Origin of the sequence: Microbacterium sp. NPDC012755, assembly GCF_042901325.1 — a bacterium.
Lineage (GTDB): Bacteria > Actinomycetota > Actinomycetes > Actinomycetales > Microbacteriaceae > Microbacterium > Microbacterium natoriense.
In genome coordinates this window covers 2,559,126-2,578,717 of the sequence record NZ_JBIBCT010000001.1, presented here as the reverse complement: position 1 = coordinate 2,578,717, position 19,592 = coordinate 2,559,126, and the positions used below count along the sequence as shown (strand labels likewise).

Sequence of the window (19,592 nt, the reverse complement as noted above, 5' to 3'; positions counted from 1 at the left end):
CTCAGGGGTAGACGACGACGCTCTTCTCCGCCCCCGCAGGAGGCCACACGGGCCAGACCGCCAGCGCGCCGTCACCGGTCATGGAGACCGACGCGTGCACGGGCGCCGCGCTGCGAACCGAGTAGACGGTGCCGTCGGTCACATCGACCGACGCCGAAGAGCCAACGGGCACGGTCACCTGCTTCTCCCCTCCGCCTCCGCCCACCGGGCCGACGGTGACCTGCACGTCCTCGGCCTCGTCATTCGTGAGGACGAGGACGGCGGCAGGGCCTGACGGCACGGCGACGAGAGTCTCACCGGTGAACTCCGGCGCGGGCATCGCCCAGGCGAAGTCGCTGCCAGGACCCGCACCGTCCTGCACGCGCACACCGGCCAGGACCGCGGACTCCGCGTCGACCTGCACGGTGTAGAGGCCCGGGTCGAGGTCGGGGAGCCCGACATCGGTCGCGACCCCTGCGGGGATGTCCATCTGGAACACCGCCGACGCCTCGACGTCGCCGACCGCACGGATCGTGACGGTGGCCTGGGTCTCGGTCTCCGGCGAGAAGAGCCGCAGCATGTTGGCGGAGCTGTCGTCGCCCTCGTTCTGGAAGATCTGCACCCCGGGGATCACCGGATGCTGCTGCGGGGCGGAGACCGCGTCCTGGAGATCCACGCCGACGGGGTCGAGGGTCTGCATGAGCGACGACTGCAGAACCGCACGGACCGGAGACCCGGTGGCCGTGACATTGACCACGGGAGCAGCGGTGCCGCCGGCGATCGCCGCGAGCGGAAGAGCGACCTGGGCTCCTGCGGGGACGATCGACGTCGTCGACGTGCGCGTGGCCCCGTACACGGTGAGGGTCACGGTGGATGGCACCGCACCGGGGTTCGTCAGAACGACGAGATCCTCGGCGCCCGTCACGACGGCCCCGCCGATGAGCCAGGACTCCGTACTCGCCTCGCGGCACGGCGCCGCCGCGAACCCGGAGAGATCCTCCGCCTGGAGCGTCACCGACTCCGTCGCGCCGATGAGCGGCGCCTTCCGCCCCTCGACGGCCCCGGTCAGACGGCGCACCTCGCCGGCGCCCGCGAGGTCTCCCGCGGTCAGCGAACCGATCTCCGGTTCGCCCTCCGTGCCCTCCATCGTGAAGCGGGGGCTCGCCGCGGAGTCCATGCGGAGCGGATCGGATGTGTCACGCCCGAGCGCGCGGAAGTCGCCGTTGCAGACGAGCACGGTGTCGCCGGGCAGCGGCGTCACCTCCGCCTGCGCGGGTCGGGCGGACACCGACGGCCAGGGCGCGGTGATCGCCACGACCACCCCGGCCACGCAGGCCACGGCCACCGCGGCCCCTGTGAGAAGGCGGGCGCTCGTCGCCACCACGCGGATCGTCCGGTTGCCGCTCATCGTTCCTCCTCCGGCGTCTCGGTGCGATCCCGCACCACCGGCTCGTCCGGCTCCGGCTCGTCACCGGCATCCGTCGACGCCGCCTCTGCACCGGCATCCGTCGGCGACGGGTCATCGACCGGCTCCGGATCCTGAGTCGCGCGATCATCGAATGCGGGGTCGCCCGCGGGGTAGGCGTCTTCGAACTCCCTGTCCTCCGCGTGTCGCGGCAGAACCATCGGCTCGTCCGGCGTGCGTCCCACGATGCGCGACTGCGCTCGGGCAGCACGGCGGGAGGAGCGCGTGGGGATGGAGAGCAGCAGTGCAGCGAAGACCAGCACCAGCTGCACCGTCGTGACGAGGCGCGCCGTCGCATGCTCGCCTGCGGAGAGCTCGGCCCGTTCGGCGGCATCCGCTTCGAGGTGCCAGAGCACACCGCGCGCGGTGTTGCCGGCCTGCACGAAGCCCGCCCGCTGGTCGAGGGCAGTGACCGCCGACGTGCGAAGCGTGAGCGCGCGGTCCCCCTCCCCGTCTGCGACCTTCGCGAGAAGGACGTAGCCGATCCCGAGCTCACCGAGCTTCCCCGCCGCGTCGAAATCGCGTGCCGACAGCAGATCGACGGAGAGCGTGGTGATGTCGGTTCCGCGGATGTCGGTCGCTGTGGTCAGCATCGTGCTCTGCGCTCCGAGCGTCTCGCTGACGCCCCAGGCGACCTCCGCCGCGAGACCTCCGTCGTTCTGTGGAGTGAGGACGAGCGTTCCGACCGGCTTCTCGCCCTCCGCCTGCGCCGCCACGTAGGCGGGGAGCGTCGAGGAGGGACCGTCCGTGAGCACCGGCTTCTCGCCGAGGACGCCGTGGAACGAGAGCAGCGACGGTACGGCGCAGACGAGGACGGCGAGGGCGGAGACGACCGCGGCGACGACGCGCACGCGGGGCATCGTGAGCATGGTGTCGAGCGTGACGAGAGCGGCCCCGGTCAGGCCGATCCAGGCGAGGCTGAGTCCGGCCCCGGGCCAGATCGCGACGGGAGTCCCCTGGGCGAAGGAGACGGCGACGCCGACGGCCAGGAACGCGGTCGCGAGCCCCGCCAGCGAGACGACGAGCAGCGTGATCCCGGCCCGCCATCGCGGTGCCACGGCCGAGGCGAGCGCCAGGAGCGCGAGCGGGGCGAGCAGGACGCCCGCCCATGTGCCCAGCGGCGTGCCCACCACGGCGGTCCAGTCTCCGAACGATGCCGTCGGGAAGCCTGTGGCGAGGGCGAGGCGCCCTGCGGCATCGGCGGCGGCCTGCGAACCAGCCCAGATCTGACCGGGATCGCCGAGGAGAGCGAGGAGGCTGCCGTGCCGGAGCTGCCAGATGACGATCGGCGCGAACAGTGCGATCGCGGGCACCGGCAGCCAGAGCAGCCGGACCGCGCCCCGGATGCGTGCGCCGCCGAGGGTGATGCCGATCGCGACCACCCAGAGCAGCAGCAGGGCCGGGGCGAGAGAGGGCGAGCAGGCGGCGACCGCTGCGAAGAGGAGGGAGGCCGCGCCGGCTGCTCCCCAGGAGCGGTGCGCGACGACGGCGGAGTGGAAGAGCCAGGGAAGCAGCAGGTGGACCAGGACGCCGGTGGGACGCCCGTCCATGAGCGCGGCGAGGAAGGTGGGCGCGAGCGCCCAGACGACGCCGGCGAAGATCCGCAGCCCTGAGCGATCCGTCACCCGGGTGGCCGCGAACCAGCCGCCGAGGACGGCGAGCGGCAGAGCGAGGATCCACAGCAGCACGAGCGAGAAGGACGGTCCGGCCGGCCACAGGGAGCCGAGGACGGCGACGACGGCCGCGAACGGATCCGCCGGTCCGATCAGATCGACGCCGACGCCGCGCAGACCCCACGCCGCATCCGCCCACAGCGCCGCGACCGTCGTGCGCAAGGGCAGCAGGGCGCCGCCGCCCAGCACGGGCCAGGCGAGGAGGGTCGTGAACGTCGCGATGCTCACCACGAGAGCTGCGAGCACGGCCCAGGCCCCACCCCCCGAGAAGAAGCGGAGTTCGCTGACTGCGCCGCCCTCGCTTCCGTGGCCGTCGTCCAGCCTGCGCCGGAGGTCGCCACGGGTGACGCGGAGAGGGGCGACGCTCGCCCAGCTCGATGTGCGGAAGGAGCGGATGCCGCGCCGCGAGCGGCTGACGGCGCCGAAGCGGAACATCGCGGTCAGTGCGGCTCCCCACTCCGGAGCCACGGCTTCAGGGCGTTTCCCGATGAGATGGGTGATCGACCGCCAGAGAGCGAGAGGAAGCAGGGTCAGCCAGTGGAGCGGGAGGGCGATCGCCGGCGCGTAGGCGAGACGACGATGCAGCTGGGCCGTCCTGGTCGCGTACGCGCGACGGGCGCCCCCTGCGGGCAATGCGGCGGGACCGTCGGGTGAGACGGCGATGCGCGCGGAGGGTGTGAGGACGACACGGCCCCCGCCGAGGCGTGCGCGCACGCCGAGGTCGAGGCCTTCATCCGCCCCCGCGAGCGCACGATCCGGCCGGAGGGCGTCCCGCACCTCGCCGCGGATCAGGATGCCGCGGATGTCGGCCCCCAGCGCATCGTCCTTGCCGTCGTGCTGCCCCTGATCCAGCTCGCCCGCGGCGAGTTCCACGGAGCGCCCGAGGGCGGTCATGCTCACTCCGAGCGAGACGATCTCCCGATCGTTGTCGGTCTGCACCAGTTTCGGCGCGATGATCGCCGCCGACGGCGAGCGCTCGAGACTGCCGACGAGGCGTTCGAGCGCACGGGGGTGGGGCGCGGTGTCCTGAGCGAGCAGCCAGATCGCGCTGCCCTCCAGTACACGAGGACGTGCGAGCTCGACGGCGTCGGCGAACGACGTGCCGCTGCGGGCTGCGATGATCCCCTCGACCGTGGCCGCGACGACCTCGCTCTGGCGGATGGATCCCGCATCACCGCACACGACCAGCGTGATCGCCGCGGGCGGGGTCGACTGGGCGCGCAGTGCGTCCAGGGTGCGGAGCAGTTGGGCACGGGCCGATGATCCGGGGCGCGCGACGATGATGGCGTGTACTCGGGCTGGCATGACGTGGTCAGCCTAAGCGCGCACAAGGGGCGGCTGGAGCAGCGGGTGCGGCGCGCCCGCGAAGCGGTGATGCGCGATGCGGTGGATCAGCTGGCGCGGCGCTTGAGCTTCCGGCGCTCGCGCTCGGAGAGTCCACCCCAGATGCCGAAGCGCTCATCGTTGTTGAGCGCGTACTCGAGGCATTCGCCGCGGACGTCGCAGGAGGTGCAGATCCTCTTCGCGTCACGCGTGGATCCGCCCTTCTCAGGGAAGAACGCCTCGGGGTCGGTCTGCGCGCACAGTGCGTCGCTCTGCCAGGCGAGGGCGTTGTCGTCGTCGGTCTGGACGCTGCGAACCCCTGGAACACCGAGGTTGACCGGGTCGACGAACCAGTTCTCCGGTACCTCGGAACGGTATCCCGTCATGTCGATCCCTCCAACCCTTGTCTCCGCCCCCCGGCGGGCCGTGCTCAACTAATTACACCCGTGTCATTCGCTGCGGTCAAGTCGCGGATGGTAAACCCTCAATCAGATCTTGAAGGTTCTTGACGGCGCATCGGCGTGTCGCGATCAGCGCCCGGGGGTCGCGATGAAGGCCTCACCATCGCCCGAGATCGTCAGGGCGGTCTCCTCGACGCCTGCGAATGCCACGGCGCCGACAGCGACGTCGACGCTCTCCCCGTCCGCCGTGCTCGCCGACACCCGACCGCCGGTCGCGAGCACCATTGTCGGACCCGACACCTCGACGCGCACCGGGGTTCCGCTCAGCACGACACGACGCAGGGCGAAGTCCGGCACGTCGACCGGGTAGTCGGTGATCGCTCCGTCGGATTCGGGACGAAGCACGGGCACCTCCCCCGGCGTCGTGTCGAGGATGGACAGCAGCTCGGCGACGTCGATGTGCTTGGGCGTGAGGCCGCCGCGCAGGACGTTGTCGCTCGCGGCCATGATCTCGACGCCGAGGCCCGAGACGTACGCGTGCAGGAGCCCCGCTCTCAGGAAGAGACCCTCACCCCTGGAGAGCACGACGTGATTCATCAGCAGCGCGACGACCACACCCGGGTCACCGGGGTAGCTGTCGGCGATCCCGGCGATCGCACGCAGTCCCTCGGCCCATTCCCCCGTGCTCGTCGCGGCGGCGTCGCGCACCGCCGCGATGATCTCGTCCACTTCGGTGCGCGCGTCACCCGACAGCAGCCATCCGATCGCGTCGCGCAGCACGTCACCCTCGGCGAGGAGCCGAGCCCGAAGCGCGGCGACGCCGGAGCCGTCGCCGAGCAGCGCGAGCAGCCGCAGCGTGTCGCCCACGGGACGCAGCCCACTCAGCGACTCGAAACGCTCACTCAGCGCGACGATCAGCTCCGGCTTGTGGTTGTCGTCGCGGTAGTTGCGTCGCGGGTCGGCGGCATCCATCCCGGCTTCCCTCGCCCACCCCGCCTGCGCCTGCGCGATCGTGGGGTGCACCTGGATCGACAGCGGCGAAGCCGCGGCCAGCAGTTTCAGCAGATAGGGCAGCGAACCGCCGGTCACGGCGTCGAGCGTCCCTCCGCCTGCCACGTCAGCAGGGTCGCCGGGGTGGTCGCCGAACCACACCTCGGCCTCGGGACCTGCAGCGGGGTCACGGCCTTCGAGAGCGGCGAGGAGAGTGCGGGATCCCCAGGCGTAGTCGCGGGGCGTGTTCGACAGGCTCAGCAGCATGCCCCCAGCGTAGAGCCACGGATGCCGCTCGCGAGAAAGGACGCCGCGCTCAGGTGAGAGTCCAGCCCGGGGCGGTAGCCTGAACGCGATGGCGCAGTACACGAAGCACCCGATCTCCGCCCCGCCCACCGCGCCAGAGCGCGAGTCGACGGGGCATCTCCTGCTGCGCGGTTACATCATCCTCGTGATGTTCGCGACCTTCGCGCACTCCGCGGTGTACAACCTCCTCGGCATGGAGGGAGCAGGCATCACGCTGGGCGTGTTCCTCGTCGCGACGCTCGCGATCGGCATCCCGATGCTCGCGAGGAATCGCCCGCAGACGTTCGCCTGGCGACGGCTCCCCTGGTCCGCGATCGGCTACACCGTGCTCGCCCTGGCCTCGCTCGCGTGGTCGCGCTGGCCCTTCGCGACGGCGATCACCTGGGTCCTGCTCGCCACGGTGACGGTGAACGCCCTCTTCATCGCCCATGTCCTGACCTGGCGCGAGATCATCCGTGCGATGGCGTCCGCCTTCAAGTGGATCCTCGGGCTTTCGCTCCTCCTGGAGCTCTGGGTGTCGCTGGTCGTCAAGGCTCCGCTTCTCCCCAACTTCGCCGACCTGCCAGAGGGCAAGCTCGACCCGCAGTGGTACTGGGTGCGCGGCAACCTCTTCGACGGCGGGCGCCTCCAGGGCATCGTCGGCAACGCGAACCTGCTGGGAATCATCAGCCTGTTCGCCCTGCTCACCTTCGGCGTCCTGTTCGCCGCTCGGGCCCGCTGGCGCACCACGCTCGCCCTGTGGATGCTGCTGGCCGCCTTCTTCCTGCTCCGCGCCTCGTCGGCGACGGCGTTCGCCTGCGCCGCTGCCGCAGCCGTGGTCCTCGTCGTCGCGCTTCTGATGCGTCGTGCGAAGTCCCCCGGCGCCCGCACCCGGCTCTATGTGGTCTTCCTCGGCGGCGGGGCCATCGCGGCGGCCGCGGTCTGGTTCCTCCAGAAGCCCCTGCTCGCCCTCCTCGGCCGCGACTCCGACCTCACCGGACGCTCGAACAAGATCTGGACCGCCGTCATCGAGCGCGCGTCCGAGCATCCGGTCTTCGGCAACGGCTTCTCGAGCCCCTGGCTCCCCACCGATCCCGCATTCGCGGGGTGGATCGAAGACCACGACATCACCGTGTTCCACGCCCACAACATGTGGCTCGACGTGTTCATGCAGCTCGGCGTCGTCGGTCTCATCCTCGTGGCGATCGCGTTCCTCAGCCTGCTCTGGCGCTCCTGGTTCTTCGCGATCGACCGCCCGCGGTGGGATCTCGCGTCCGACCGCGAGTACTCTCCCCTGACGCTGCTGCCGAGCCTGCTCACCGTCGCGCTGCTCGTGCAGGGTCTCACCGAGTCGACCCCGATCATGCTCTGGGGGTGGATGCTGCTCATCCTGCTGTCGTTCAAGATCAAGACGACGCCGCTCGTCGGCATCGGCGAGCGGGAGCACGTGATCGAGCGGGGCGAGCGGCGCCGGCGGGTGCCGTGACGCCGGGTCACCGCATGGGGCGGCTGCTCGCCTCGGCCGAGATGGCCAGGGCCTTCACGATCGCGGTGTTGGCCGCCGTGTTCTCGGCGTTCACGATCGAGCGGATGTCGTCGCCGGTGACCCAGGCGACGATCCTCGCCGTGCTGTGCGCGATCGGCGCGGCCATCCTCTGGGTGCGAAGGGAGGAGCTGTCGCTGCTGCGACTCGCCCCCACCTCCCTTCTCGTCTTCCTCGCCTGGGCGCTCGTCAGCGTCGTCTGGACCACCGACCGGTCCGACACGCTGTTCGGCTGGATGGCGCTGTTCGGATACGGCTTCCTCGCCATCACGGTCGGGCATATCAGGGACACCCTGCAGACCGTGCGGGCGCTCGGAGACACGCTGCGCGTGCTGCTCCTCATCTCGCTCGGGCTGGAGATCCTGTCGGGCGTCCTTCTCGACATCCCGTTCACGTTCCTCGGCATCCAGGGCGACCTCGCCATCGGCGGGCCGGTGCAGGGCATCTTCGGCAGCCGCAACATGCTCGGCTTCGTCACGGTCATCGCCCTGATCACCTTCGTGATCGAATGGCGTTCCCAGTCGCTCACGTCGCGTATCGCGATCCCCTCCATCGCCCTCGCGGCCATGCTGGCCATCCTCTCGGCGTCCCCCACCGTGCTGGTCCTCGCCCTCGCCGTCGGCGTCGTCACCGTCGCGCTCACGATCGTGCGGCACGCCCCCGCAGAGCGACGCAACGTCGTGCAGTGGGTGCTCGGCGTCCTCGTCGCGCTGGCGCTGGCCGCCGCATTCGCGCTGCGGCATCCGATCATCGCGCTGATGGACGCCGGCTCCGACTTCTCCATCAGGGCGACGCTGTGGAACACGATCCTCGACTTCAGCGCGGTGAAGCCGATCCAGGGCTGGGGCTGGTTCGGCTCCTGGGCACGCGGCGAGTACCCCTTCACCTACATCAACTTCCAGCTCGACGACCACCACCAGAGCGCCCTCAACTCCTACTTCGATGTGCTGCTGCAGCTCGGCGCCGCAGGTCTGGTGCTGTTCCTGCTGCTCGGCGGAGTCGCCCTGGTGCGCTCCTGGCTCGTGGCCAGCGTGCGTCGTTCGGTCGTGTACGCCTGGACGCCCCTCATGCTCGTGACTCTGGCGGTCGAGTCCATGTTCGAGAGCTTCACGATCGTCGGGGCCGGCTGGTTCATGCTCGTCCTGTGCGCGCTGCGCGCCGGGCAGTCGCGCTCCTGGCGAGAGAACATCGACGCCGCCCAGACCGGCGTGATCCCCACCCTGCGCGCCGAGGGCTGAGTGCACCGCCGCGCCCTCGGGGGATTCCGAACTGCGCCGGGTAGGCTTGAGGTCGCTCGCGGCGTCCTGCGGGCCGAAAGCTTTCGGAGATCCCACTCGTGACCAACGTCCCCTTCGACCCGGCATCCGCGACGATCGTCATCGTCACGTTCAACCGCTCGCACCTCCTCACCGGCCTGCTCGAGAGCATCATCACGATGGATCCGAAGCCCGGCCACGTCGTGATCATCGACAACGCCTCATCCGATGACACCACCGAGGTCGTCGACTCCTTCCGTCCGCGGCTGGGCACCGAACTGGTCTATCGCCGCCTCGACACCAACACCGGCGGATCCGGCGGATTCAGCGAGGGCATGCGCACGGCGTATGAACTCGGGTCCGAATGGATCTGGATGATGGATGACGACGTCGAGGTCCTGCCGGACGGCCTGGCGAAGATGGGCAAGTGGGCGCCTCGGTTCAAGAGCATCCAGGGACGCCGCTACGACTACGACGGCAGCGAGTTCTACTGGCAGTACCGCATCGCCGAGCGGATGGGCATCCCTATCCCGTTCGCACCCTCCGGATTCGACGGCTCCGGCTTCAAGGAGATGAACAGCGGCTGCTTCGAGGGCATGTTCATCCACCGTTCGATCGTGACGCAGATCGGACTCCCCGACCCCCGGTTCTTCATCTACTGGGATGACCAGATGTACGGCTGGCTCGCTTCCCGCAAGACCACTGCCGTCATCGTCGACGAGTTCGTCCTGCGCCGCACCCGCGAGATCAAGCAGTGGGACATGGGCATCCGCCACATGAACGCCTCGAGCAACGCGTACCGCTTCTACATCATGCGCAACCGCGCGTACATCAAGAAGTACTACCGCGTGCACGGCAACTACAACCCCGTGCTCTTCGGTCTCGGCACGTCGATGACGTTCGCGAAGGAGCTCATCCGGCTCTTCTTCGTCGAGCGCACGGTGCGCGGAACCAGCAACCTCTTCCGCGGGTTGAAGGAGGGCGGCCGGCTCAGCCGCGATCGCTCCTGGCAGCCCATGGCACCCCTGGAGGCATGACGATGAGCGAAGAACCGCAGCCCGAGCTCCGCTGGGCGCCGATCCCGCCCAAGCCGTCCCGCAAGGGACGCGTGTGGCTCGTGATCGGCCTCGTCGTCGCCGCTCTCCTGATCGTCGGCGTTCTGCTGTTCTTCCTCCTCCCCCGCGGCGAGAACCCTGAACCGGGTTCCTCCGCTTCTCCGAGCCCGTCGTCGAGCACGACCCCGACCCCGTCCGGATCCCCGACCGCCTCCCCGTCGCCCTCCTCGGAGCCGACGGCCCCGATCGAGACCGTGCCGCCATCGACCGACCCGAGCATCGAGGCCTTCCGCAGCAAGGTGGGCGTCTGGCTGGACTCGGCACCGAACGGCCTGGACATCATCTCCCGGTCCAGCGGCCAGGACGCGCTCTCCGTCGTCGATTCCATGCGAGAGGATGCTCAGCGTCTCTCCGATGCGCAGGCGCCGTCATCGATCTCGGCCCAGTGGCGGGACGCCGTCGACTCCTACGCCCAGAAGCTCTCCGAACTGCGTTCCGCGATCTCCGCCGACTCGGGCGTCTCCGCAGCGGTGGATGCCGCGCGCAGCGCCGTTCAGAATCTGAACAGCGTCCTCGGCGCCTGACCGAGGCTGCGCTCGTCAGCCGGCGTTGTAGTCCTTGTTGTAACGGTCGAGCACCTCTGCGATGGGCGCATCGAGGACGAGCGCGCCTTTGTCGAGGTAGAGCCCCCTGGTGCAGAAGCGACGCAGATCCCGCTCGTTGTGGCTGACGAAGAAGAGCGTGCGGCCCTCGGCGAGCAGCTCGTCGATGCGCTTGTAGCACTTCTCACGGAACGCCTTGTCGCCGACCGCGAGCACCTCGTCGACGAGGAGGATCGGCTCGTCGAGCTGCGACACCACGGAGAACGCGAGGCGCACCTTCATGCCGTTGGAGAGGTGCTTGTACGGCGTGTCCTCGAAGCCTGCGAGCTCCGCGAACTGGATGATCCCGTCGTACCGACGGGACACCTCATCACGGGACATGCCGTGCAGGCCTGCGGTCAGGCGCACGTTCTCACGGACGCTGAGGTCGCCGACGAAGCCGCCGGTGATCTCGATCAGGGGCGCCACTCCCCCGTTGACCGTGACCGTGCCCTCATCCGACAGGAGGACGCCGGCGACGAGGCGGAGCAGCGTGGACTTGCCCTGGCCGTTGCGGCCGACCACGCCGATCGATTCCCCCGGCTGCACGGAGAACGAGACGCCGCGCAGCGCCCAGAACTCACCGGGGCGCGACCGGCGCGCCGCCCCGGCGAACAGATCCTTGAAGCTGCGACGTCCACGACGGTTCCGTCGGAAGCGGACACCGAGGTCCTGGACTTCGATCGCCGCCGTCATCACAGCTCCTTCAGGACGGGTCGCTCGAGCCGGCGGAACACCCACGCGCCGAGAGCGAGGAACGCCAGGCTCATCCCGACGCTGATGGCGAGGGTGAACGGATTCCACTGCTCGGGGAAGAACGGCATCCGATAGAGCATGAAGATGCCGGCGAGCGGGTTGAAGGCTCCGAGGATCTGGGCGATGCCCGGCAGGTCCGTCACGTTGTAGATGATCGGCGTCGCGTAGAACATCGCACGGAGGATGAGCGCCGTGGTGCGCTCCAGATCCACGTACATGACGCACAGGGGGGCGATGAGAAGGCCGAGTCCGACGAGCAGCACGGTCTGCAGCAGCATCGCCACCGGCACCCAGAGCACGCCCCAGCCGACCTGGACGACCTGGTCGGGGTTCTTCTCCACGAGCAGGTTGACGACGACGAAGAGCACGAGGACGGGCAGCGAGAACAGGTACTCCATGCCCTTGCTCAGCACGATGCGGTTGACCCAGATCGACCGAGGGATGGCCGTCGAGCGCACGAGCCTTGCGTCCTTCTTGAACGCTCTCGTGAAGTCGGAGACGGAGGCGTTGAACCACACCCAGGGCAGCAGCGCGCTGATGAGGAACACGATGTACGGCTCTTCCCCGACATCCCGGTGGAAGACCTGAGTGAACACGAACCAGTAGATGGCGCTCATCACCAGCGGGTCGAGCACCGACCAGAGGTATCCGAGGACGCTGGTGGAGTAGCGGACCTTGAGGTCTCTGGCCGAGAGCAGCCACAGTGAATGCAGGTATCTCCGGGGCGTCCCCGGTGCCCCGACCGCAGTGTGACTCACAGTGTCGAGTCTACGAGAGGGTGTTGTTCCACAGCGACAGCGCCGAGCCGATCGCCATGTGCATGTCGAGGTACTGGTAGGTGCCGAGTCGCCCGCCGAAGTGGACGTCCTTCTCCCCCTTGGCGAGTTCCCGGTAGGCCAGCAGTCCCTCGCGATCGCTGGAGGTGTTCACCGGGTAGTACGGCTCGTCCTCGCGCTCGGCGAAGCGGGAGAACTCGCGCATGATGACCGTCTTGTCCGAGTCGTAGACGTCCTTGCGCTCCGGATGGAAGTGCTTGAACTCGTGGATGCGGGTGTACGGAACGTCCATGTCGGGATAGTTCATGACGCTCGTGCCCTGGAAGTCCCGGACGTTCAGGACCTCCTGCTCGAAGTCGAGCGTGCGCCAGCTGAGCGCGCCCTCGGCGTAGTCGAAGTAGCGGTCCACCGGCCCGGTGTACACGACCGGGACCTGCCCCACCGTCACCCTCCTGCTCAGCGGCTGCGACTCGTCGAAGTAGTCGACGCCCAGCTTCACCTCGATGTTGGGGTGATCGGCCATCCGCTCGAGCCAGGCGGTGTAGCCGTCGGTCGGCAGCCCCTCCCAGGTGTCGTTGAAGTAGCGGTTGTCGTACGTGTACCGCACCGGGAGCCGGCTGATGATGTCACCGGAGAGCTTCTGCGGGTCGGTCTGCCACTGCTTGGCCGTGTAGTCGCGGAAGAACGCCTCGAACAGCGGGCGGCCGACGAGGGCGATGCCCTTCTCCTCGAAGTTCGTCGCGGTCTTCGCATCGAACTCCCCCGCCTGCTCGCGGACGAGCGCGCGGGCCTGGTCGGGCGTGTAGGCCGACTGGAAGAACTGGTTGATCGTGCCGAGGTTCACCGGCATCGGGAACACGGTGCCCTTGTGCGTCGTGTAGACCCGGTGCACGTAGCTCGTGAACGACGTGAAGCGGTTCACGTACTCCCACACGGCGGGATTCGACGTGTGGAAGAGGTGGGCGCCGTAGCGGTGCACCTCGATCCCGGTCTCCGGCTCGGCCTCGCTGTAGGCGTTGCCGCCGATGTGGTGGCGACGGTCGATGACCGTGACCTTGCGGCCGGCTTGTGCGGCGCGCTCGGCGATGGTGAGGCCGAAGAATCCCGAGCCGACGACGAGGAGATCCATCAGTCGTTCTTCTCCGGGTACTCGGGATTGCGCACGGCGATCTGTCGTGCGAGCTGCGTGATCTGGGCGTCCTGAGCGCGACGCTTGCGAACAGTGGACAGCGCGTTCGCGACGAACACGATGAGGAACGCGTAGAGGAGGAGGTCCGTGCCGCGACCGACGCCCACCGTGTGCGCGAGGTCGTCGATCACACCCGGGAAGAGCACGGCGTACACGCCCCCGGCGAGCAGGAGCAGCAGCGTGATGGTGCGGATCGCCTGCGTGCGCGCCGAACCGCCGGGCCGGAGCAGGATGAGGCCGAAGATGACGAAGGCCCCGATCAGCAGGACCTTGATGATGATCTGATCGAACATGACCGTCCTACTTGATGAAGAGTTCGCTGAGGATGTTGACCGAGTTCCAGAGGGACTGGCCCTTCGACCGGGAGTAGTCGGTGTAGACGATGTGGACCGCCTGCTCGGCGTATCGCAGCTTGTGCTCACCGATCTGCGCCACGATCTCGCTCGCATGCGCCATGCGATTCTGGCGGATGTTGAGGGCTCGCGCCGCGACCGCGTTGAACGCACGCAACCCGTTGTGCGCGTCCGTGAGTCGGACGCCGGTGGACATGCGCTCGAACAGCACGGCCATTCGAAGCACCAGCTTCTTCAGCGCGCTGGCATTGGTGCGGTCATCGAGGAACCGCGAGCCGACGATGATGTCGTACGGCTCGGATCTCAGCCTCTCGACCATCGCGAGAGCATCCGACACCTGGTGCTGTCCGTCGGAGTCGAATGTGACGAAGTACTCGGCGCCCTTCTGGCTTCTCGCGAACTCGATGCCCGTCTGAAGGGCGGCACCCTGACCGAGATTGATCGGATGCCGCAGCACGACTGCACCGCCTGCGAGCGCCTCCGAGACCGAATCGTCCGTGCTCCCGTCGTCGATGCACACGATGTGAGGGAAGGTGGCTCGCGCCTCCTGGATGACATCGCGAACGACGGTCGCCTCGTTGTAGAGCGGGATGATCAGCCACGTATCCGCGTTGTCTGACTTTTCGAGCATGTTCCTGTCAACGTCCATTCGAATCGATTGATTCTAGCGAGGGTTCCTGGACCGGTCCCGGAGGACGCGTCCGGCAAGATCCGCATACTGCGTGGCACGCACCGACCAGTGCCAGTCGTCCATGGGCAGAGCGGTCCACCCCTGGTCGAGGAGCGCTCCTGCCGCCTCGGCCAATGCCTCGGGGGTCTTCTGCTCGACGAGTCGAACGGGCTGGCCGGCTTCGCGAAGAGTGCGCACGCCAGGCAGATCGTAGGAGACGACGCTGCCTCCCACCTCGAGCGCTTCCAGGAGAGTGATCTGAAAGCCCTCTGCAAGGATCGACGGATTGATGAGGACCGAACCGGCGAGCGCGCTGCTCACTTCGTCGACGTCCACTCGTCCGCGAAGAACCACTCGGTCCCCGAGGCCGGCTCGTGTCACGGCCTCCTCCACCGCGGGTCGGCTCACTCCGTCGCCGAGGATCTCGGCGGTGACCTCCCGACCTTCGCCCCGGAGCCGGGCGACGGTCTCCACGAACACCTCGGCGCCCTTGCCGGGGACCAGGCGACCGACGAAGACGACACGGCTGCGCTGCGTGCGTTCGATCTCGGCAGGCGCCGGGTCGATGGCGTTGTAGAAGACGTGAGCGTCGGCTCGGCCGGAGAGCCGCTCGACGAAGGCGACCACGTTCTCCGACACACCGAGCACCTCGTCGGCCGCCCGGAGCACCGCCTTGCCGAAGGTGTGATCCACCAGACGACTCGCGACCGTGACGACGGCACTCGACGAGACGACGTGGTCGCTCCCGTGCTCCGTGTGCAGGACTGCGGCGCCCGCACGCTTCGCCGCACGCAGCCCTACCCAGCTCATGGGGAAGAACCGCGTGTGGATCGAGACGACATCCACGTGACGCTCACGCAGAAGCCGAGCGATCCGTCGCGTCGCTCCGGGCGAAGGGAAACCGAGGATGCCCCCGACCCGCAGGTGCTCCGCCATGCGGATCACCTCGATGCCGTCCTCGTCGGCGATCCCCGTGCTCTCCGACAGCGTCACGATCAGCACATCGTGCCCCTGCTCGTGCAGTCGCCTGGCGAGGTTGCGCACGTGCAGCTCGACGCCGCCGACTCGCGGTGGATAGTTGTTGACGACGAATGCGAATCTCATCTGTCCCCCTGAATGCGTCCTGATCTCGACGGCGCGAACGATGCCGCTCGTGACGGAGTCGACGCCCCCTCAGCCGCTCTCAGGGACGAGGACGGACGCCCGGATACTATGTAGAGCGTATCCGATGTGGCCGCGCTCACTCGGTCATGTCCGATCCGACCAGGAGGCGCCTTGCTGCGAGAGTCCACGAGCGCGACGGCGAGCCGTGCGCCCCTCATCGACGATCCGCGTCGTCGAGGCGACCGCTGATGGCTCTCAGTCCCGTCCTCATCCGCGCTGCGCAGTCCACGACAGGGATGGCCATACAGGGCATCGCCCGTTTCGGCTACACCCTCGTCATCGGCCGGCTCGCGGGTCCGGAGACGATGGGCGAGATCACCGCCGTCCTCTCCCTCGCGGTGTACCTGGGCCTGGTGTGGCCGGCCGGAGCCGCCACGGCCGCGACCCGTTACTACGCGACGCCCGAGCTGGCAGGTCCGGCAGCGCGTTCCATCCGACGCGCGTGGCTCCTGGGAACCGTCGCTCTGTCCGCGCTCATCGTGCCGATGACGTTGTGGGTGACCGGTGATGTCGCGCTCGGGATCTCGAGCGCCGTACTGATGTTCTCCTACAGCGCGTACATGTTCACCCGCGGCGAGCTCACCGGAGAAGACCGGCTGGGGTGGGCGGTCATCGCGGATACGCTGTCATCCGTCCTCGCGATCACCGCGCTCCTGGTGACCATGCTCTTCCACCTCTCCTGGGCACTGCTCCTGCCTCTGTCGCTGGGATACCTTCTCTTCGCGGTCCTGAGCCGCTCGCGGACGAAGAGCGAGCCGTCATCGCCCGCGATCCGCTCGCAGATCTTCACGTTCACGTGGCGCACCAGCGTGGGCATGCTGGTGGGCGGAGGCCTGCTTCCGATCACCATCGTGTTCGTTCGCGGATTCGAGTCCCCTCACACGGCCGGTCTCTTCGCTGCCGCGTTGACGCTCGCCACCCCTGCGAGCATGGTCTCCCTCGCGCTGAATCAGGTCCTGATCCCGCACTTCGCTCGGCTCGATGACGTGACCCGGCGGGCGTCCCACCGCCAGATCTTCCTCCTCACCCTCGGTCTCTTCACGCTGGTCTTCGGGGCGCTCGCAGCGGCGTCGCCGTGGATCGTGGACGTGTTCTACGGAGAGAAGTACGTCGGAGCCGACGTGCCCATGCGCGCGCTCATCATCGGCGTCTTCCTCTTCTCCATCGCCGCGGTGCCCTCCGCACTGCTGCTGGCAGACGGACGCGAGCGCGCGTACGCCCGCATCTGGCTGGTATCTTTTGTCGTCGGAATGCTTCTCATGGTGACTCTGTCACCGACGCTGGGTCAATGGGGTGCGCTCATGGGTTATCTCGTGGGTGGAGGAGGCGGCGCGATCGCGATCTGCGTCTGCGCCTTCTGGCCGGTCTCCGCCCCCAGTGCCGAACGAAAGGACACGCTCGTACCATGAGCCGACCGAAACAGATCATCGGAACAATCGTCGCCGGTCTGGCGCTCATGCTCACGCTCAGCATGTGGGCGTTCTCCTCCCCGGTCGGCGCGAGCCCCGACGAGGACTTCCACCTCGCCAGCGCCTGGTGCGGAAACGGCGAGCGCGAAGGTCTCTGCGAGGCCGGCCATGAGGACGAGACGAGACTCGTCCCCGACAAGGCTCTCGAAGCCAACTGCTACGCCTTCCAGCCTCAGACCAGCGCGGCATGCCAGGGGAAGGACTTCCTCGATGAGGGCTTCTCCCTCATCGAGTCCGATCGCGTCAACTCGGAGGGCCAGTACCCTTCGGGCTTCTACTTCGTGTCCTCTCTCTTCACGAGCGACAACATCGCGGTGTCCACGATCGCGATCCGGCTCGCCCACTCGGCGATCTTCACCGTGCTGGTCATGGTCACCTGGTGGCTCCTGCCCCGCAGGCTCAGGTTCACGATGTCCGCAAGCGTCCTGCTGACTCTGGTTCCTCTCGGCCTCTTCGTCATCGCATCGCCGAATCCGAGCAGCTGGGCTGTGCTGTCCACTGCAGTGCTCTTCCCCGCGCTGCTCGGCTACTTCACGACACGGGGAGCGCAGCGTGTGGGACTCGCCGTCATCTCGGCCATAGCGGCGCTCATCGGATTCTCCTCGCGAGGAGACAGCGCAGCATACGCGGCGGTCGCGATCGCGGCAGCGATGGTGCTCGCCTTCCGCCCCTCCAAGGCCTACGTTCTGCGGGCGATCGTCCCGGCCGCACTCATCGCCGCCGCAGGGATCGCGTTCCTGGCCGCCGGTCAGACCGGGCGCGCCCTCGAGGGATGGACCGATGACGCACCGGGGTCAGGCGGCCTCATGTCGATCGTGAACAATTTCCTTGCTCTCCCGAGCCTGTGGACCGGAGCGCTCGGAATGGGCTGGGGACTCGGCTGGCTCGACACCGGCATGCCCGCGATCCTCTGGGCGGCCACGCTCTTCTGCTTTGTCGGGGTGCTGTTCGCAGCCCTGCGCTGGCAGGGATGGCGCAAGCTCATCGCCCTCATCGGAACGGGCGCGTCCGTCATCGTCATTCCCCTCTACATCCTCTACACCGGCAATGCCATGGTGGGCGAGAACGTCCAGCCCCGCTACCTCCTGCCGCTTCTCACGCTCTTTCTGGCGACCGCACTGGCGCCGAGCATCCATGGCGAGACCGTTTCGGAGAACCGCCCGCCTCATGGGCCCGTCCGCCTCAACGGGATGCAGCTCTGGGTGATCGTCGCCCTGATCAGCGGCGCTCAGGCACTGGCGATCTACACGAACACCAAGCGGTACTCCGGGTCGGGAATCCTCGCCGGCAAGACGGCCTGGTGGTGGGATGCCGGACCCACTCCGCTTGCAGTGTGCGTCGTCGGTGCGCTCGCCTTCGCCGTTCTTGCGGTGCTCTGGGCCGTCGACCACACCAGAGACGGTGTCGACGCGGTTGCACCGAACACGCCCTCGCCCGCCACGTCGGTGGACGCTGCACCGACGTCACTTGTCGAAGAGCACGCCACCGTCGAGGATGGGATCGACACCTCGACGCGACCCTCGCAGCCTTCACAGGCCTGACGCATCCGCCGGAACGCACGCAGCAAGGAGACCCATGCACGTCCTCGTCACCGGCGGAGCCGGCTACATCGGATCCCACACAGTCGTCACGCTGTTGGAGGGCGGCCACGATGTCACGGTGGTGGACAACTTCTCGAACAGCTCCCCGGAGGTCTTCGACCGGATCGAGAAGATCACCGGGCGTCGCCCGGCTGCGCACACCGCAGATCTGCGGGACCAGGACGCGCTCCGCACGATCCTCACGACAGCCCGGCCGGATGCCGTCATCCACTTCGCCGGCCTCAAGGCCGTCGGTGAGAGCGTCGCACAGCCTCTGCACTACTACGCGCACAACCTCGACACCACGTTCTCGCTGCTGAGCGCGATGGACGCCGCTGACGTGCACCGCCTCGTCTTCTCCTCCTCGGCCACCGTGTACGGCGACGGGCAGGAGCCGCCGTACACAGAGGACGGCGGTCCCTTGGACTCGACGAATCCGTACGGTCAGTCCAAGGTGATGCTTGAGCGGATCCTGACGGATGTCGCGTCAGCGGATCCGCGCTGGAGCATCGCGCTCCTCCGCTACTTCAACCCGATCGGCGCGCATCCGAGCGGCCTGATCGGCGAGGACCCTCAGGGGCCGCCCAACAACCTCGCGCCCTACATCTCGCAGGTGGCCGTCGGTCGGCGGTCTCACGTGACCGTCTTCGGCGACGACTACGACACCGCGGACGGCACCGGCGAACGCGACTACATCCACGTCGTCGATCTTGCCGAGGGTCACGCAGCAGCCCTCGCGGAGATCGCGGGCAGGACCGGTGTGCGCGCGTGGAACCTGGGCACCGGAACCCCGACGTCCGTGTTCGCTCTGATCACGGCGTTCGAGAACGCCGTCGGAGAAGCCATCCCGTACGAGGTCGGGCCGCGCCGCCAAGGGGACCTCCCCCGTGCCTGGGCCGACACGTCCCGTGCCCTCGATGAGCTCGGATGGCGAGCGACGCGCTCCGTCGCCGACATGGCGCGCGACGCATGGAACTGGCAGTCGAGCAATCCCACGGGATACGGTCAGAACCCGGATCGCTGA

General features: G+C 68.3%; 17 protein-coding genes. 7 read left to right on the top strand and 10 right to left on the bottom strand.

Translation table 11 applies throughout. The features are described 5' to 3' along the window. Window position 1: 1 nt before the first annotated feature. From ACFY5A_RS11905 to manA, 4 genes are all read right to left on the bottom strand, one after another. Window positions 2-1,387 (bottom strand): DUF5719 family protein, encoded by a 1,386-nt coding sequence (locus tag ACFY5A_RS11905; protein ID WP_387234244.1) that lies wholly within the window; start codon window positions 1,385-1,387, stop codon window positions 2-4. Continuing rightward, window positions 1,384-4,422, bottom strand: coding sequence for a glycosyltransferase (locus ACFY5A_RS11900; protein WP_387234241.1), 3,039 nt, complete (start codon window positions 4,420-4,422; stop codon window positions 1,384-1,386). Before ACFY5A_RS11900 ends, ACFY5A_RS11905 begins: the two co-directional genes overlap by 4 nt. An 86-nt stretch (window positions 4,423-4,508) precedes the next feature. Further along, window positions 4,509-4,826 (bottom strand): WhiB family transcriptional regulator, encoded by a 318-nt coding sequence (locus ACFY5A_RS11895; protein WP_341942527.1) that lies wholly within the window; start codon window positions 4,824-4,826, stop codon window positions 4,509-4,511. A 144-nt stretch (window positions 4,827-4,970) separates the two neighbouring features. Further along, window positions 4,971-6,098, bottom strand: coding sequence for a mannose-6-phosphate isomerase, class I (manA, locus tag ACFY5A_RS11890; protein ID WP_387234237.1), 1,128 nt, complete (start codon window positions 6,096-6,098; stop codon window positions 4,971-4,973). A gap of 88 nt (window positions 6,099-6,186) precedes the next feature. Here manA and ACFY5A_RS11885 point away from each other — a divergent pair, with 88 nt between their 5' ends. The 4 genes from ACFY5A_RS11885 to ACFY5A_RS11870 all read left to right on the top strand — a co-directional run bounded on the left by ACFY5A_RS11885 (window position 6,187) and on the right by ACFY5A_RS11870 (window position 10,554). After that, window positions 6,187-7,602 carry an O-antigen ligase family protein gene (locus ACFY5A_RS11885; RefSeq protein ID WP_387234234.1) on the top strand — a complete coding sequence of 472 codons (1,416 nt, stop codon included), beginning with the start codon at window positions 6,187-6,189 and terminating at the stop codon, window positions 7,600-7,602. Window positions 7,603-7,616: 14 nt separating this feature from the next. Then, entirely contained in the window at window positions 7,617-8,897 is a 1,281-nt protein-coding gene (locus ACFY5A_RS11880; protein WP_387234231.1) for an O-antigen ligase family protein, read from the top strand. A gap of 98 nt (window positions 8,898-8,995) precedes the next feature. After that, complete coding sequence (locus ACFY5A_RS11875) at window positions 8,996-9,952, top strand: glycosyltransferase family 2 protein (RefSeq protein WP_105672480.1); 957 nt, start codon at window positions 8,996-8,998, stop codon at window positions 9,950-9,952. Window positions 9,953-9,954: 2 nt separating this feature from the next. Then, a complete protein-coding gene (locus ACFY5A_RS11870) occupies window positions 9,955-10,554 on the top strand; it encodes a hypothetical protein (RefSeq protein WP_387234228.1) in 600 nt (199 codons plus the stop codon). 15 nt (window positions 10,555-10,569) lie between these two features. Here the strand turns inward: ACFY5A_RS11870 and ACFY5A_RS11865 are convergent, their stop codons facing one another. From ACFY5A_RS11865 to ACFY5A_RS11840, 6 genes are read right to left on the bottom strand one after another with little or no spacing between them, the layout of a single operon-like run. Further along, the gene (locus ACFY5A_RS11865) at window positions 10,570-11,307 is read right to left on the bottom strand and encodes an ABC transporter ATP-binding protein (protein ID WP_341942533.1); all 738 of its coding nucleotides are present in this window, start codon (window positions 11,305-11,307) and stop codon (window positions 10,570-10,572) included. Continuing rightward, window positions 11,307-12,125: an ABC transporter permease gene (locus tag ACFY5A_RS11860; RefSeq protein ID WP_341942534.1), complete on the bottom strand. Its 819-nt coding sequence runs from the start codon at window positions 12,123-12,125 to the stop codon at window positions 11,307-11,309. The genes ACFY5A_RS11865 and ACFY5A_RS11860 overlap by 1 nt, the downstream gene beginning before the upstream one ends. Before the next feature lie 10 nt (window positions 12,126-12,135). After that, window positions 12,136-13,272, bottom strand: a complete 1,137-nt coding sequence (gene glf, locus ACFY5A_RS11855; RefSeq protein ID WP_387234225.1) for a UDP-galactopyranose mutase — start codon at window positions 13,270-13,272, stop codon at window positions 12,136-12,138. Then, the gene (locus ACFY5A_RS11850) at window positions 13,272-13,625 is read right to left on the bottom strand and encodes a DUF2304 domain-containing protein (protein WP_387234222.1); all 354 of its coding nucleotides are present in this window, start codon (window positions 13,623-13,625) and stop codon (window positions 13,272-13,274) included. Before ACFY5A_RS11850 ends, glf begins: the two co-directional genes overlap by 1 nt. Window positions 13,626-13,632: 7 nt before the next feature. Then, a complete protein-coding gene (locus ACFY5A_RS11845) occupies window positions 13,633-14,316 on the bottom strand; it encodes a glycosyltransferase family 2 protein (RefSeq protein ID WP_387234219.1) in 684 nt (227 codons plus the stop codon). A 33-nt stretch (window positions 14,317-14,349) separates the two neighbouring features. Further along, complete coding sequence (locus tag ACFY5A_RS11840; RefSeq protein ID WP_387234216.1) at window positions 14,350-15,459, bottom strand: glycosyltransferase family 4 protein; 1,110 nt, start codon at window positions 15,457-15,459, stop codon at window positions 14,350-14,352. A gap of 248 nt (window positions 15,460-15,707) precedes the next feature. Between ACFY5A_RS11840 and ACFY5A_RS11835 the strand changes: the two genes are divergently transcribed. The 3 genes from ACFY5A_RS11835 to galE are packed head-to-tail and all read left to right on the top strand — an operon-like array spanning window position 15,708 to window position 19,592. Then, window positions 15,708-16,928 carry a hypothetical protein gene (locus ACFY5A_RS11835; protein ID WP_341942539.1) on the top strand — a complete coding sequence of 407 codons (1,221 nt, stop codon included), beginning with the start codon at window positions 15,708-15,710 and terminating at the stop codon, window positions 16,926-16,928. Then, the gene (locus tag ACFY5A_RS11830) at window positions 16,925-18,529 is read left to right on the top strand and encodes a DUF2142 domain-containing protein (protein WP_341942540.1); all 1,605 of its coding nucleotides are present in this window, start codon (window positions 16,925-16,927) and stop codon (window positions 18,527-18,529) included. Before ACFY5A_RS11835 ends, ACFY5A_RS11830 begins: the two co-directional genes overlap by 4 nt. Window positions 18,530-18,563: 34 nt before the next feature. After that, the gene (galE, locus tag ACFY5A_RS11825; RefSeq protein WP_341942541.1) at window positions 18,564-19,592 is read left to right on the top strand and encodes a UDP-glucose 4-epimerase GalE; all 1,029 of its coding nucleotides are present in this window, start codon (window positions 18,564-18,566) and stop codon (window positions 19,590-19,592) included.